This is a genomic window from Flaviaestuariibacter amylovorans, from assembly GCF_039541815.1.
GTDB classification, from domain to species: domain Bacteria; phylum Bacteroidota; class Bacteroidia; order Chitinophagales; family Chitinophagaceae; genus Flavisolibacter; species Flavisolibacter amylovorans.
On record NZ_BAABGY010000007.1, the window covers coordinates 1090904 to 1106177 of the forward strand.

Below are 15274 nucleotides of genomic sequence, written 5' to 3' on the forward strand. Positions count from 1 at the left end.
GGTGCAACTGAATTCTTAACTGTGATCCTGCCCCTGCTCCCACTGGTAAATGCTGCCTGCGATGGGCATGCAGATGCCATAGGTAGCCATGAGCCCGTCCTGCACCAGCATCATGATGACCTTCGATTCCGGCTCCTCGTCCACCATTATCGGGAACTCGAGGATGCCGCCGATGTTGAAGGCGAAGTTGCCGATCGATTCCGGGATGAGCGACTTGTACTTCGTGTTCCACTTACTGTGGTTGTCGACGATGTTCATGATCACCGGCACGTTCCAGACCAGGTTGATGAGCGACTCGATCGCGGGCGACACCTTCGCAAGCGGCTTCGCGCTGTCGACCGTGGCCAGCGGGATGTTCACAAGTCCTTTGACGAGCGAGATGCCCGTGAGCACGTTGTTCAGCTGCTGGTACCAGTTGGCCGTCTTCGCGTTCACCATCGTGGCAATGTTGGGCGACACGTAGAAAACGTTGCCGACGCAGGCGATGGCCGCAAGCGTTTTCGGGAAGGGATTCACCCCAACGTAATCGAGCGTTTTCTGGATCGTAGAGGTGAAGATCATCACTACCGAGCCCACCGTGGCGCAGATGCCCGTCACGAAGCCGAACATCTTGAGGCGCGTTTCATCGAGCACGGCCTGCTCTCCGGGTGCGGCCGCCAGCGTGCGCACCAGTGGAGTCTCCTCCTCGTCGATGCCTGCCGTTGCCAGCGCGCGGCGCGTCACGGGCGGCGGGGGCGGGAAGAACTGTCGCTGCACGTCTTCGAAAGAGGCAGCGCCCAGCAGCCCGTCGGTGAACTCGTCGCCGTTGCGGAAGGGCACGTTGCCGCCAACGGCCTTGTACATCACCGTCACCGGGATCGCCGCGATGAGGCAGGTGAGGTCGAGGAAGGAAAGCTCCTCGCCGCCGGAGATCATCTTATACAGCGGCGACAGCACCGGGATGTCGAGCGGCGCGGCAAAGGCGTCGATGAGGCCTTCGGAAAGCTTGATGAAGACGGCCAGCACGGCGTCGATGATGTGCTGCGCCGTCTCCAGCAGGGTGTTGGCTACGATGGCCGCGAAGCGCTGGATGATCTGCGTGATCGACAGCGACCCGAATTGATCAACGATATTGGTCTTGATCGAGTGATAAGCCCCCGACAGCGTGTCGCGCTCCTGCTCCAGCAGGTTCATGAGGTCCTGGAAGACCGCCTCGGTGAGGGTGACCGGTGTGAACGGGGAGCGCGCCGCGGAGGCGTTGCCTTTGAAGTGGTGGATGCCCAGGTTGGCCGGCGCGCCGTTCTGCCCCGGAAGCGGCTTCGCTCCTGCCGTCGTGCCGTTCGGCGTCTGGTCGAAGGTAGGGATGCCGGCCCAGGCGCTGACGGTGCTCTCGAGCTGCCGGAAGCACCCGTCCACGCTGCCGCGGAAATCGGAGAGGCTGTCGATGGAATGCTGCGCCGCTTTCAGGAACACGTTTTTCAATACGCGGTGCGTGACCAGGATGTCCTGCCACTCAAAGAGGAATTCCAGGAACTTGATGAGGTCTTCGATGGCCGTCTTGATGAGCCGGTACACCCAGAGCACGGCACCGGCGATGGCTTCCGCGGTTTCGAGCACGGCAGCGTATACCTGCCCCGCGATAGTGACCACGAAATGCCAGACGTCAGTGGCCGCGTCCTTGATGATCTGCACTACTGCTTCCACGCCCGACTTCAGCCAGTTGAACAGGTCGCCGGCCTCGGCCCAGATGACGTCGAAGCCGCCGACGCCGGCAATACTGGCCCGCATGGCCGTCGGGTTGGCGCGACGTGCGAGGCGCGCCACCTGGCTGGCCGGATTTTGCACATCGCTGTAGGCCTGCGCGAGGTTGCGGTTGGCATTCGCCACGGCCTGCAGGTCGCTGTCGGAGGCGCCGGCCGGCACGAGCGGGCGCTTGCTGCCATCCATGGCGGTGATCTGCGCGTTGCGGAGGCTGTCCTTCGTATTCAGCGCCGCATTACGGCCCATGGGCGCATCCATCGGGTTATACGTCGTTACAGTGCTGTCTGGATTGGTAATGCTGACCCGCGTGGCAGTCAGGTCGTTCACCCACTCCACGAGCGTAATGGTTCCCGAGGCATCGGTCTTCAACGGCACGGGCGTACCATCGAGCACGTAATACAGGTGGTTGACATAGAACACGGCCCGCTTGCTCACGCTCACCAGCACCTCCGTATCCGCCACCGGCAGGTTGTTCTCGTCGCGCACCTCGATGTGCGAGGTATACGAGCTGAACGATTGCGTGACGGTGCTGTCGGGTGCGGGCAAGGTGATCGACTGCACGCTCCAGGTCTTGGTATGCGGCGACTTCACAAACTTGCGCAGGGTGTTGCCGGCAACGGCGAAGAAGGTGTTGCCGTTGTCGACTACGTTGAGGTAGGGCGAGAAGCTCTCGACGCCGCTCGCGATCGGCACCGGGTGGCTCCAGGCCGACGGCATCGCCGCCTCCTGCCCGTTCGGGCAACTGGTATAGAAGATCTCGTCGGCTCCATTGAGGCCCCATACGATCACCTCGCCGTCGGTGCGCCAGGCATAGAGCTTTCGCACGCCGTGCAGCAGCGGGTGCTGCATCACGGAGGTGGCTACGCTGCCCTCGTTCTGGTTGCCGGGCGCAAAATAATACAGCCCGCTGCCGCCAGTGGCAAAGAGGTCGGTCGACAGATCGGCGCGCCGGCTCGTGGCAATGGTATCGGGCACAATGCCACCGGGCAGTTGCAGGCGCACCACGCGGGGCGCAGCCGTCGGGTCGAACTGGTTGTACAGCGGCTGGTAGGTGAACTGCGGGCGACCTACCACCTGTCCACAGGTATAGAGCCCGTCAATGGTCGGTTGGTGCGGGCTGTCCGGGAGAAATGGGCGGCCAAGCGCGCTGCTGTACGTGCCGGCCTCGAGGTCGATGGCCACATCGTGCGGCTGCCAGGCGGTACCCCCGCGGCGGCGTGTGTCGATGTAGTAGCGCGAGATGAGCTTTTCGGGGCTGTCTGGGTGACGCAGGATGTCTACCACGATGTATTGCCGGCTGTCGCTCGTTTCGCTGAGGAACACCCCTGCGATCACCACGTCGCCATCGGGGTTGTCGAAGGGATAATGCAGCCAGGCCGGGACTTTGAGCCAGTCGGTGCTCCCGCTCGGGTTGCCGAGGCAGAGGAACAGGTGGTCCTTTCTGCCGTCGGTGAGCACAAGGGCGAGGCCGATGCTGCCGTCGACGGCACTTTGCGCGGCCTCGAAGGTCTTGCAGCGCATGCGTGCGCCCGGGAATACCTGCTTTGCAATGGCCGTGCTGAGGTCGGTCTTGTGCCAGCCGGTTTCGTGCCCGTTGGTTTCGGAAGTCACGTAGAACACGTCGTCGGTGCCCACCGAGAAGAGTAAAGACAGCCCGAACGCGGTCTGCAGGGCCTCGAACTTCTTGTCGGGCGCCATCAGCTCCGCCTGCTTGTAATTCGTCATCAGCTCTGAGGAGCAGGAAATCTTATACGGCTGCATATGCATTGTTTTTAACGGTGATCGGATTGGGGAGGCTCAGGTTCGATTTGACATAGGTGATGTGGGCGATGAGGTCCTGGTTGCCGGAGAACACGACGTCCTTGAAGGCGAAGGTCTTGCCGCCGGGGAACACGAACTGCTGTGCCACCGCAACGGGGAGGGTATGGAAGCCGGTAGAGGCAAATCCCTTTGTCCATTGATCGACGTTGCTGACGAGGGCGTTGAGGCCGGTGAAGGCGTCGATGAACCAGTTGGTGCTCGGTGTGGCGTCGGAGTTGTCGGTACGCTGCGTGTTCAGTACTGCCGTGAGCCCGCCGTTCTGGTCGATGGCGAGGTCGTAGGTATCGGTGATGTACAGGTTCGCGGCCTTCCAGGTTTCCGACGATTGCATCACCCGCACGTAACATTCGATCACGAAGTGCTGGCTGATTACGATCTGGTTACCCCGGAAATCGACTGAAACATCCATATTGGTGCTGATGCGCATCCCGCCCATGTCGCCGCCGAGGCCCGCCTCGTCGGAGTAGCTGGAGGCATAGGAGAACTGCAGCACGGTGCTGCCGGTAGCGGGCATCGTGATGGTAGGCGCCTGGTTGCCGGTGAGCTGCCAGCTGTAATTGATGGTGGTGTCGAGGAATCCCGACAGCCACACGCGCACCCAGGTGGCGTAGCAGTTCGACGACACATAACCGCGCAGCTGGTCGCGGAAGTAGCGCGCGAAGGTGTTGCGGTTGATCGCGATCGCGCCGTCGAACTGGCCGCTCTCGCCGGGCTCCACCCAGTTCCAGGAGAAGGGCACCGATGGCGGCAAAGTATTACCGTCGACCTCGCAGAGGTAGGCCAGGGTATTGAGCGCCGGCGTTGGTGTTCCGATGAACGGACTCACTTCCATGGCCATGTTGGTGAGCTGCAGCGTCGACGTATTGTGATCCGGCGCGTTGCGTACGATCGCATAATTGAGCACCGGGTGGCCCTGCGTCTTCATCGCATTGAAATAGGCGCCGATGAACACCTGCGAAAGCAGGTTGTACGCGGGCGTACCGGTGTCGAGTCCGGAAATGGTAGGCGTACTCTCGATCGCCGCGGTGTCGAGGTCGAGGAAGAGCTGCTGCACGCTGAAGGCGTCGGGGCCGAAGTTCTCGAGCTGGCGGCGTACGTTATCGGGCAGGTTGCTGTTGTTGAGGATATCGCGCAGCTTCACGGTAGACGTGAACAGCCAGGCCCCGTCGGAGGGCTGCTGCAGGTTGGTGAAGCTCGAGAGGCCGTGGCGGCCGAAGTTGCACGAAACGATGGTGAACGTGGCGCAGGAAAGGCGGAACACCACCGAGTTCGAGTCGGGCTGCAGCGTCACCACGTCGAAATTGATGTCTTCAGGAGCCATTCCGGAAGGGATGCCGATGGCCGCCTCGAACGCGAAATAGAAGTTGGAGTTGTTGATGTTGGTCAGGTCCTCCGTCATGGGCTGCGCCGCGTTCCAGGAGGGCACTTTCAGCGGGTCGGTGTTGCTGGTCTGCTTCATCAGGTCCTCGTAACTAACGGGCACCGGGTTGCCGTCGGCGTCTTGGTTCCAGTACATCCGCACTACCGGGAACTTGGTGGTGTAGAGGTACTCCTTGAGCGTGGCGTTGATGCTTTTTTGGGTGGTGGCGACTACGAAATCATAGCCGTAGCGCGCATCCGACAGGTTGGATTGTGTTGCACTCATTGCTTTGGTTTTATGGTTCCTACTCGTATGGCTTTTCGGGAACGCCTCGTTTGATGAGTAGTAGCTGAACTCTACTGGTTTTTCAGCGGAGCAAGGGATTGGAGCACCAGGCCTGGTGTACGCAAGCAGTCAGCACCCGAAGCGCTGTAACCCGCGCGGGAACAGCATTTCGCGATGTGTAGAATAAAATTAGCGGGTAGAGAAAGCCGGAACAAGAGAGGAACTACGAGACTTTTTCGTAAGACTACGAAACCCGTAAAAACACGTGCCGGCAATCGCATATCGATCAATGCATTAGCACAACTGCTGTGCTTCGAGAAAAAGAGTGCGGAAGGTCGGCGACCCGAAAATCACGTAGAAACACGCGGGCGGAAACAGGTACAAGCACCCGTTGCGAAGAAGGAAAACCGGATTCATGACGCAGGCATCTCTGTCGCTACCGGAAACAGAAACGGTCCGGAAGCAAAGCTGCCTGGGCACCTTGCTTCCGGACCGTATATCTACTGAACTGCACTAAATCAGAATACCTCCCCGAGGTTCATCGATATGGCCTGCGACCCGTTGACGCCGAAGCCGTAGTCGAGGGCGATGTTGGTGCCCGAGTATTTATTGAGCTTGATGCGAATGCCGGCGCCCACGGCGGGCAGCACGCGACCGAGCCCTTCGAGCGGGTTTTCGGGATAAGCCTGGGCATTGGCGAACACGGTGCCGCCCAGCAGCCCGCTGCGGGAAAACTCCATGCGGTACTCCGATTCGAAGAAGAGGAGATTGCGCCCGCGGTAGCGTCCTTGTACATAGCCGCGGCCCGTATTGTGCCAGTCGTCCCAGGCATTGCTCGGGAGTAGCAGGTAGGGCGGGCGCCCGCCGCCGACGGTGAGCCAGTTGTAGCTCCAGAGGGCGAGGATGTTGCGGCTCTTGCGCGGGAAGGGGATGTAGTGACGCCCTTCGAGCACCACTGACTGCCAGCTGTTGGTGCTGCCCAGGCCGGTGGGGTTGATGCGAACCGTGGCGCTGGCAAACCATCCGTTCACCGGCTTGATGAGGCTGCGGCGCGAGTCGTAGAGCACGCGCACACCGACACCGCTGGCGGTCACGCTTGGTTGCAGTCCGTATTTCTGGAAATCGGTGACAACGCCCGGCTTGGGATCCACCTCGGTTACCCGGGTAAAGCGGTCGTAGAAGTAGATGGGCCCGCCATAGAGGTTGGAGCGCAGGCGGAAAAGCACCGTGGGGTGCAGCTTCAGGTAGTTGAAGTTGATCGTATATACGTCCGAAGCTTTCGTATGCGGGCCAAGGCCATAGGTTTTGTTGGGAAAGCGCATGTAGCGCGCGTTCAGCACCAGGTTCATCCGGTTGTTGCGCGTCCAGTGGATGACGTGCACGGGCAGGATGATCTGGTTGTATTGGGTGTAGGAGATGCCCGCGAGGATGTTGGAGGTCTTCTGGCCCCGTGGCGCCGACGGGCTCCGGAACGCCATCACCGTGGCCAGGGAGGCCGACCAGCCCGTTTGCGGGGCCCAGCTGAGGCCGGGGATCACGGAGAATTGCGATTCTTTGTGCCCGCCGTCCTTGCGCTCCTTTTTGAGCACGGCGTAGATGACGTCGAAGATGTCTTTTTGCGGAATGCCGGTATCGGGCTGGGTGGTATCGGGCTCCGACGAGCCATGTTGAGCCGCCGCCGGCGCGGCGAAGTAGAGGAGCAGGGAAAGCGCACCAAGTACAGTACGGAAAAGTAAAGCAGGCAGTTGGTTCATGGAGGCGCTAAGATATAATTTTCGACTCATGTGAACGCGCAGAAGGGCCACTGCGGCGGACGGATCTACATTTTGGAGTAGTGAAATGTGTAAATCGCCGGCGTCGCGGATCCCCTTCTGCGGTTGGCTACCGCTTTTCGGGATTACCGGCCCGGGCAGGACCGCCGGTTCCTTTGCCGGCGGCCAGTGGCTGTAGCTCGGCCACCGCAGCGGCGGGCCCCTGGTTGACCGGCAACGCGCGGGACCCGCGGATCCACAATCCGGAAAAATTCAGGAATCAACCCTACCGGGACCGCGATGCGATCGCGGTCCTCGTGTTTGACCGGGCATTGGCTTACCGGCGGCGCAATACCATTTTCGGAGCACCCGACCCGGCGGAGGCAGGTGTCAGCACCAGCAGTCCGTTCTCCAGGCTCAGGGAATACTTGTCGGTTTTGCCGCCTTCCTTTTGCCCCATTGTAAAGCTGCCTGTCTTGGCGGCCGGATCCCAGGTATAACCGGTCTTGAAACCTTCGAATGTTTTGCAGGAAAACGCCGCGCCGTTGCCTTCGAAGCGCAGCACGCAGTCGCCGAAAAGCGGCCGCACCTGCTCCATGACCTTTTGTCCTACTTCCTTAAGCTTCGGGCCGGGCTCGGCATCCGCCATCCACACCGAATCGGTGTCGAAGTTGAGGTACAGCTCATGATCCGACAAGGTAACGAGCTTCCACTCGCCTTCGAGCCCGCTCTTTTCCTGGGCGGCGCTTTCGGTACTGAAGAGAATGGCGAGAACAAAGGCGGTGAGGACAGACGGGAGGTTTCGCATGCGGCAATTTACGGTCTAAGGTGCGCACTCAGTGTCGTGAAGTTGCCGGAGCTGCTGCAGCCGCGGCTTACAGGATTGAACAGGCCGCAGTGTGGTGACTGCGGCCTGTTCCGGAAAAGCATGGGTACACCCTTTATCGTTTCAGGTTTTCCAGCATGTCGGCGGTCATCCGCGCCAGGTCGTACTCCGGCTTCCAGCCCCAGTCGGTGCGGGCCACCGAGTCGTCGATGCTCTGCGGCCAGGAGTCGGCAATGGCCTGCCGGTAGTCGGGGTGATAGGCGATCTCGAAGCCGGGAATATGCTTCCGGATCTCGGCGGCGATCTCCTTCGGGGAAAAGCTCATACCCGACAGGTTGTAGGACGTGCGTGTTTTGATCTGCTCCACCGGCGCTTCCATAAGCTCGATGGTGGCGCGGATGGCGTCGGGCATATACATCATGGGCAGGTAGGTGTCCTCGCCGAGGAAGCACTCGTAGCGGCCGTCGGCCAGCGCCTCGTGGTAGATCTCCACGGCGTAGTCGGTGGTGCCGCCGCCGGGGGCCGACTTATACGAGATGAGACCCGGGTAGCGGAGCGAGCGCACGTCCACCCCGTATTTCATATGGTAGTAGTTGCACCAGAACTCGCCGGCGTATTTCGAGATGCCATACACCGTGGTGGGCTCGATGACGGTCTGCTGCGGGCAGTTCTGTTTCGGCGAGGTGGGGCCGAACACGGCTATCGACGAGGGCCAGTAGACCTTGGTCAACTTTTCCTCGCGGGCGATGTCGAGTACGTTGAGCAGGCCCTGCATGTTGAGGTGCCAGGCCAGGTTCGGATTCTTTTCGCCGGTAGCCGACAGGATGGCGGCAAGCAGGTAGATCTGCGTTACGTTCTGCCGGATCACTTGCACGTGCAGCATTTCCTTGTTCATGACGTCCATGCTCACGTAGGGGCCCGTGCCCTCGAGCAGCGGGTTCTGCTCGCGCAGGTCGGAGGCGATGACGTTCTGTGCGCCGAAGCGCTGACGAAGGGCCAGGGTGAGCTCAACGCCGATCTGACCGGAAGCCCCGATCACGAGGATTTTTTCTTGTTTCATACAGCTGCCGCGAAGATAATGTGCTAATGGGGTAATGTGCTAATGGGGTATAGGGGTAATGGGATAATGGGGTAATGGGATAATGGGAGCATGAGCGCACGTGGAGCAGGCCGGGATGCAGTCAGCTCTGCGGAGGCTGGGGCATAGGTTAAAACAAAAGCCCCGCTGTCAGCGGGGCCTTGGTTCAACATTCGATATTCCGTGCTCGATATTCGATCTTCTTTACTGTGCCAGCGCGAGCTTCACCACCTGCTTCTCGCCGCCTCCCGTGAGGTTCACGATATAGGTGCCGGCGGCAAGGCCGCTGACCGGTACGGATACGTTTTGCCAGCCTGCGGCATAGGCGCGCTCGCCCACCACCTGCAGCTGCTTTCCTTCAAGCGAAAAAAGTCCGATCGCGCGGCGGCCGGGTTCCTCCATCTTAAAGCGCACGTTCGCAACACCGGAGCCGGGGCGTACGGTCACTACCAGCGCCGCATCGCCCTCTTCGGTTACCGGGCCTTTCACGGCTTCGGCACTGTTGGTGGTTCGGGCAGGGAAGGACGCCGTGGACGCAGTGCGCGGCGAAGTATAGGTTGCCTTAACGAAGCACTTCTGCGACGGGTTGGACGTGCTCGTGTTCCGCACCTTGATCTTGTAGAAGGCCGTCGACGTGGGCGTGTACGTGAGCGTAAGGTTGCCTGTGCCGGCAGTCGACGAAAGCAGCACGTCGGCGTTGCTGTAAATGCCTACCGTGAGGCTGTACGCGCTGTTGCCGGGGAACACGTTCACCGTAATGGTCTTGTTGGCTTCGTTGAATACGCGGCCGGCATAACGCAGCGCCGTGGAGGAGGCCGGGAGCGCACCCCCCTGCTTCAGCGAGGAGGCGTGGTTGTCGCCGAGGTCGTTGGCCATCTCCCACTCCTGCGTGGTGGAACGCTGTGCGGGATTGAAGCCGCCCGTGATGCCGGCGGGGCCCCAGATGCTGTAGCCGCGGCGCAGGTTGGAGCCGTCGCAGGGCGGTACCCAGATCGTGACACGGCCGTTCGCATCGGTCCAGATATCGTTGGCGTTGGCGCCGGAGTAGTCGTGCAGCTGGCGGTTCGGGCCGAAATCGGTCTGGATGTTGGCGCTCTGCCAGGTGTTCCAGTTGTCGTTCATCCCGATGATGGCATAGGAGTTCTCCGGGCCGGCCTTGTAGCCGCGCTCGATGATGAGGAGGTCGGCGGCCTGCCAGCGCACCTTGTAGGAGCCCTTTTTGAAATTGAGCTTCTGGTGGCACCAGATGATGTTGGCGATGTCGCTGCGCACGGGCAGGTCGGCGGCCGACGTCGGCTGGTGGGTGTAGCGCTTGCCGTTGCTCACGTTGAAGAGGTCTTCGAAGAACACCTGCGGCGAGCCGTCCACGGCAAAGGTCACCGCATAGGCCACGGCGAGGCGCGGGTCGAAGGGATCGATGTGGCCGCCGCCGAGCTCGTTGCCGGCGTCCCATCCCGTATAATTACCGTTGGCGTCCTTGGTGGGGCGGAAGGTGTCGTGGTTGTTCACGAAGGGCACGGTGCGGTAGCGGTTGCCCTGCTGCGCGCCCGGCAGCGTGCCGAGGTCGTAGGAGCCGCCGGCGCTCACCATGTTTTTCACCGACTGGCGCAGGCTGAAGTCGAAGGTGCCCACGAGGTCCTCGGTGCCGCTGTTGGACGTGCGTACGTCGTTGATCCAGGTGTCGAGCTGGGTGCCGCTGCCTACGTATTCGCCCACGGCAAACATATTGGCGCCGCCGTTGGCCCAGCCGGCATTGTACTTCACGTTGTAGAGGAAGTCCTGCGTGGCCCAGTGCGGGAAGTGCTTCACGGCGTCGAGGCGGAAGCCGTCCACGCCGGTCTGCTTCTTCATCCATACAAACCAGTTGCGCGTCTGGGTGCGCATGTAGTCGGCGCCCTGTGTGGGATTAAAGGTGGCGTTGGAGCTCTGCCCGTAGGCGCCGGAGTAAAAGCAGATGTCCGGACCGAACCAGGCGGCACACCAGTCGCCCGAGTTGCACACGTGGCCGGCGTTGGAGTGGAAATTGGGCCAGTTCTTGGGCCAGCGGCCGCTGCGCCCGAGGTAGTCGGTGGCGCTTTCATCGGTGGCGGGGCGGGCATAGGATACGTAGCGGAAGTTCTTGTAGCTGTTGCCGTCGCCATTGTTGGCCGCGGGGTCGGAGCCGCCGGAGCCGCTGGAGGAGCCGGCATTGTCCATGTGGTTGAACACGACGTCCTGGATCACGTCCATGCCGTTGGCATGCATGATCCCGATGGAGCGCAGAAGTTCGTCCTTGGAGCCGAGGCGGGTCTTGAGCGAGCCCTTCTGGTACTTGTCGCCGAGGTCGTAATGATCGAAGGGCGAGTAGCCGTTGGATCCGGTGGAGGCGTTCTTGATGGAGGGCGGGATCCAGACGGCGTCGATGCCCATGTCGCGCAGCCGGGGCGCGAGGTCGGCCAGGTAGTTCGACCAGCCGTTCTGGTAATTGTTGTTCCAATAATCCCACCAGTAGCCCTGGAGTACGACCTTTCCGTTCCAGGGATTTTGTGCGGAGGCAGACGGAGCTGCGAGGGTGCCCAACAGGCACAGGGCCACGAGCCGTGACCAGGGGGAGCGATTCATGTAGCAAGCGGTTTAGAGTGTGTGTAACATGCGTATTCCCTACTTAACATGTATGGGGTACACAATTATTATCGTGTAAAAGGTACACAGTATCTTGAAACGACCAACGGCTGAGGTAATAAAAAAATGATAGAAACCGATGCAAAGCCCGGCTCCGATAGGCACCGCACTAGTAGAAAAACAGGAACTTTTCAGAAAAATCCCATTCGCTGCTGTCCTTTTTCCCATCGTGCCTTCCTGCCATCTGTGGAGCTTTGTTTCATGAACGCACAGGAATTGAACAAGATTGGTGCTGCCATCGTCGACGCTGCCATAGCCGTCCACCGTGCCCTCGGTCCGGGGCTTTTGGAATCTGCTTATAAATTTTGCCTTGCCATGGAACTGGAGGAACGTGGGCTGCGTGTGCAGCTCGATGTGCCGCTCCTACTCACCTACCATAAACGTTCCGCCGGAAAGGTGTATGAGATGGATATGGTAGTGAACGAGCACGTAGTAGTCGAATTAAAGGCCGTTGAATTCATGAACCCGCTTTATGCAGCACAAACGTTGACCTACCTTCGGATTCGTCAATCGCCGTTGGCCTACCTGATCAACTTCAACGTGATGCGCCTGAAAGACGGCCTCAAGCGGATCGTGCACAACTTTCCGGATCGGTGAAGCCGGGACTTCTTCAACGCTAAGGCGCCAAGGTTTTCTTTGAACGCGAAGGGGGCAAAGGACGCCACGTAGTTTCATAACAGTGCGGACACTCTGCTACCTACAAGCTACCCTCCGCTGGTCGTAAGCGAAGCGTCCCGCGATGCGGGACATGCGCGGAGGCAGCCTGCTCCCGTTGCGATCATTCCGCAGTTGTCAGGGGCGGCACCTGCTTCTTGTATGGAGTAGTAAAACGCGCGGGCTTTTGGTTTGAAATTTTGGGCGCACCGCACCTGAGAAAAGACCGGGCCGTTCGTGAGGCCTTCGCGCATGTCCCGCCCTGGCGGGACGCTTTGCCTACGAAGTGCAGGATGCCGCGGGACGACAGGAGCAATCCGGAACTTTCAGAAAACAGCGTAGCGTCCTTTGTCCCCTTAGCGTTCACCTATTTCTCTGCGCCTTTGCGTTCCCGAAAGCACCCCAATCTGAAATCCTGCCTCAATAGACGCATACACCGGCTACATGCCCGCCATTAGCCCCGAACGTATATTTGCCGCATGAGCCCTTTTCTGCAAGACCTTTTCAAAGGACAGCAATACGACCCGAAGAACTTCTTCCTGATCGCCGGCCCCTGCGTGGTGGAAAGTGAAGCCAATGTGTTCGAGATCGGCGCACACCTCGCCGCCGTGTGCAAGCGCCTCAGCATCCCGCTTGTACTAAAGGCTTCCTACCGGAAGGCCAACCGCACCAGCGCCAGCTCCTTCACCGGTCATGGCGACACCTTCGGGCTCGGCGTGCTGCAGAAAGCCGGTGTCCACTTCGGACTTCCCGTTACCACCGATATCCATTCCGAGGCGGAGGCCGACGCCGCCGCGGGCTATGTCGACATCTTGCAGATCCCGGCTTTCCTGTGCCGGCAGACCGAACTGCTGAATGCCGCCGCGCGCACCGGCAAGATCGTGAACGTGAAGAAGGGCCAGTTCCTCAGCGGCCCGTCGATGAAGTTTGCGGCCGACAAGATCCGCGCGGCCGGCAACGATAAGGTGATCCTCACCGAGCGCGGCACCACCTTTGGCTACCAGGACCTTGTGGTCGACTACCGCAACATTCCCTGGATGCAGGAATCCGGCGCGCCGGTGGTGATGGACGTGACGCACAGCCTGCAGCAGCCCAACCAGGCCGGCGGTGTTACCGGCGGCAACCCGCAGCTCATTGGCACCATCGCCAAGGCAGCCATCGCAGCCGGTGCCAACGGCCTCTTTATCGAAACCCACCCCGACCCCGCCTGCGCGCTTTCCGATGGCGCCAACATGCTGAAGCTGGATCTGCTCGAAGGACTCCTGGAGCAACTCGTGCGGCTGCGCGCGGCCGTAGTGGGCGGGTAGCCCCCCTGCTCGCCCCTCAGGGGATGCGCTCGTACGCAACCGAACCGACGTCCACGATCTCGGTGCGGAACCACAGTAAGCCTTCGCGCAGCGACACGAAGGTTCTTGGTCTCCACGAGGCCGTATCCGTGATGATCCGGACGCCCGCGATTCCGCTCCAGGTGGTATCGGGCAGGAGCCGGTACACCCGGGTGCTTTGCAACCGGCCACCGGTGTACGACCGCTCCAGCGAATTGGTATACTCCAGTATCGTACCGTTGCCCGGAACAAAGCTCTGATCGCCACCCCAGCCGCCGACCGACCTGCGGAGTTCCCACCTTCCGCGGATGTCCGGCAAAGGGGTTTCGTTGCCGGCCAGGTCTTTCTTGCAGGCAAACAGAGAAAGCGCCACCAGCATCAGGGTTGGTTTCATGAGCCAGGAACGAATTTTTCGGCTGTGTATTGCCGTTGCCGGACCTGTTTACTATTCGTTGTACGCGCGCCTGCGCGGGCCGGCCGCTCTCCCCGCGCTGCCCGCCTGCTGCCTGTCGAAACCCTCGTTCCCCATTGTGTTTCCCATACACAAGCCGACCTCCGGCGGCGCCGGGGCGCCTATATTTGCGGCACTTTAAACCCTTGCTATATATGGCGCAAAACATTGCTGAACTGCTCGGCGACAAGGCCGAATACCTGCTCAATCATTCCTGCACCACGATCGAGAAAAACACGCTCCACCTCCCCTCGCCTACCCATGTCGACGATGTGTGGATCAACTCCAACCGCTCGCCCCAGGTCCTCCGCTCCCTGCAGCAGCTGCTTGGCTCCGGCCGCCTCGGCGGCACCGGCTACTGCTCCATCTTCCCCGTCGACCAGGGCATCGAGCACAGCGGCGGCTCCGCCTTCGCGCCCAACCCCATCTACTTCGACCCCGAGAACATCATCCGCCTCGCCGTGGAAGGCGGCTGCAACGGCGTAGCCTCCACCTACGGCGTGCTCGGCATCATGAGCCGCAAGTACGCACACAAGATCCCCTTCGTGGTCAAGATCAACCACAACGAATTCCTGAGCATGCCCAACCGTTTTGACCAGACGATGTTCGGCACCATCAAGAGCGCCTGGAACATGGGCGCCGTTGCCGTGGGCGCCACCATCTACTGGGGCTCCGCCGAAAGCGCCCGCCAGCTGAAGGAAGTGGCCGAGGCCTTCGAGTACGCCCACGAGCTCGGCATGGCCACCATCCTGTGGTGCTACACCCGCAACAACTCGTTCAAAGTGGAAGGCGTGGATTACCATACGGCTGCCGACCTCACCGGCCAGGCCAACCACTTGGGCGTAACGCTGCAGGCCGACATCATCAAGCAAAAGCTGCCGACCAACAACGGCGGCTACAATGCCACGAAGCACGGCAAAACGCACAAGCTGGTGTACGACAAGCTCACTACGGATCACCCCATCGACCTGACGCGCTACCAGATCCTCAACTGCTACAATGGCCGCGTGGGCCTCATCAACTCCGGCGGCGAGAGCAAGGGCGAAAGCGACCTCGTGGAAGCCGTTACCACGGCGGTGGTGAACAAGCGCGCCGGCGGCATGGGCCTCATCCTCGGCCGCAAGGCCTTCCAGCGTCCCTTCGAGGACGGTGTGAAGATGCTCAACGCCATCCAGGATGTGTACCTCGACAACAGCATTACGATCGCATAGTCAGAAGCCCCGGCCGAAGCGTCGGGGCTTCTTGTTTATTGGTCTATTGGTTTATTGGCTCCGCCCGCTATAGCGCAGCGGAGGCGGGTAAGGGTCACCTCTGTGCAGCAG

10 protein-coding genes are annotated in these 15274 nt (G+C 60.8%); 3 read left to right on the plus strand and 7 right to left on the minus strand.

All coding sequences use genetic code 11. The features are described from left to right. Positions 1-15: 15 nt before the first annotated feature. From ABD937_RS13125 to ABD937_RS13150, 6 genes are all read right to left on the minus strand, one after another. Complete coding sequence (locus ABD937_RS13125) at positions 16-3501, minus strand: hypothetical protein (protein WP_345256203.1); 3486 nt, start codon at positions 3499-3501, stop codon at positions 16-18. Further along, the gene (locus ABD937_RS13130) at positions 3488-5206 is read right to left on the minus strand and encodes a hypothetical protein (RefSeq protein ID WP_345256204.1); all 1719 of its coding nucleotides are present in this window, start codon (positions 5204-5206) and stop codon (positions 3488-3490) included. The genes ABD937_RS13125 and ABD937_RS13130 overlap by 14 nt, the downstream gene beginning before the upstream one ends. Before the next feature lie 518 nt (positions 5207-5724). After that, positions 5725-6960, minus strand: a complete 1236-nt coding sequence (locus ABD937_RS13135; RefSeq protein ID WP_345256205.1) for a BamA/TamA family outer membrane protein — start codon at positions 6958-6960, stop codon at positions 5725-5727. A gap of 334 nt (positions 6961-7294) precedes the next feature. Next, positions 7295-7765, minus strand: coding sequence for a hypothetical protein (locus ABD937_RS13140; RefSeq protein WP_345256206.1), 471 nt, complete (start codon positions 7763-7765; stop codon positions 7295-7297). A 133-nt stretch (positions 7766-7898) separates the two neighbouring features. After that, positions 7899-8843 carry an NAD-dependent epimerase/dehydratase family protein gene (locus ABD937_RS13145; protein WP_345256207.1) on the minus strand — a complete coding sequence of 315 codons (945 nt, stop codon included), beginning with the start codon at positions 8841-8843 and terminating at the stop codon, positions 7899-7901. A 222-nt stretch (positions 8844-9065) separates the two neighbouring features. Beyond that, complete coding sequence (locus ABD937_RS13150; protein WP_345256208.1) at positions 9066-11462, minus strand: alpha-amylase domain-containing protein; 2397 nt, start codon at positions 11460-11462, stop codon at positions 9066-9068. A gap of 261 nt (positions 11463-11723) precedes the next feature. Between ABD937_RS13150 and ABD937_RS13155 the strand changes: the two genes are divergently transcribed. Together ABD937_RS13155 and kdsA are read left to right on the plus strand one after the other, a co-directional pair. Next, positions 11724-12119: a GxxExxY protein gene (locus ABD937_RS13155; RefSeq protein WP_345256209.1), complete on the plus strand. Its 396-nt coding sequence runs from the start codon at positions 11724-11726 to the stop codon at positions 12117-12119. A gap of 536 nt (positions 12120-12655) precedes the next feature. Then, positions 12656-13483 carry a 3-deoxy-8-phosphooctulonate synthase gene (kdsA, locus tag ABD937_RS13160; RefSeq protein WP_345256210.1) on the plus strand — a complete coding sequence of 276 codons (828 nt, stop codon included), beginning with the start codon at positions 12656-12658 and terminating at the stop codon, positions 13481-13483. Positions 13484-13499: 16 nt separating this feature from the next. Here kdsA and ABD937_RS13165 read toward each other — a convergent pair whose 3' ends face one another. Continuing rightward, positions 13500-13895, minus strand: a complete 396-nt coding sequence (locus tag ABD937_RS13165) for a hypothetical protein (protein ID WP_345256211.1) — start codon at positions 13893-13895, stop codon at positions 13500-13502. 212 nt (positions 13896-14107) lie between these two features. On the opposite strand from ABD937_RS13165, the gene ABD937_RS13170 reads away from it, so the two are divergent. Further along, the gene (locus ABD937_RS13170; RefSeq protein WP_345256212.1) at positions 14108-15163 is read left to right on the plus strand and encodes a class I fructose-bisphosphate aldolase; all 1056 of its coding nucleotides are present in this window, start codon (positions 14108-14110) and stop codon (positions 15161-15163) included. Positions 15164-15274: the final 111 nt, after the last annotated feature.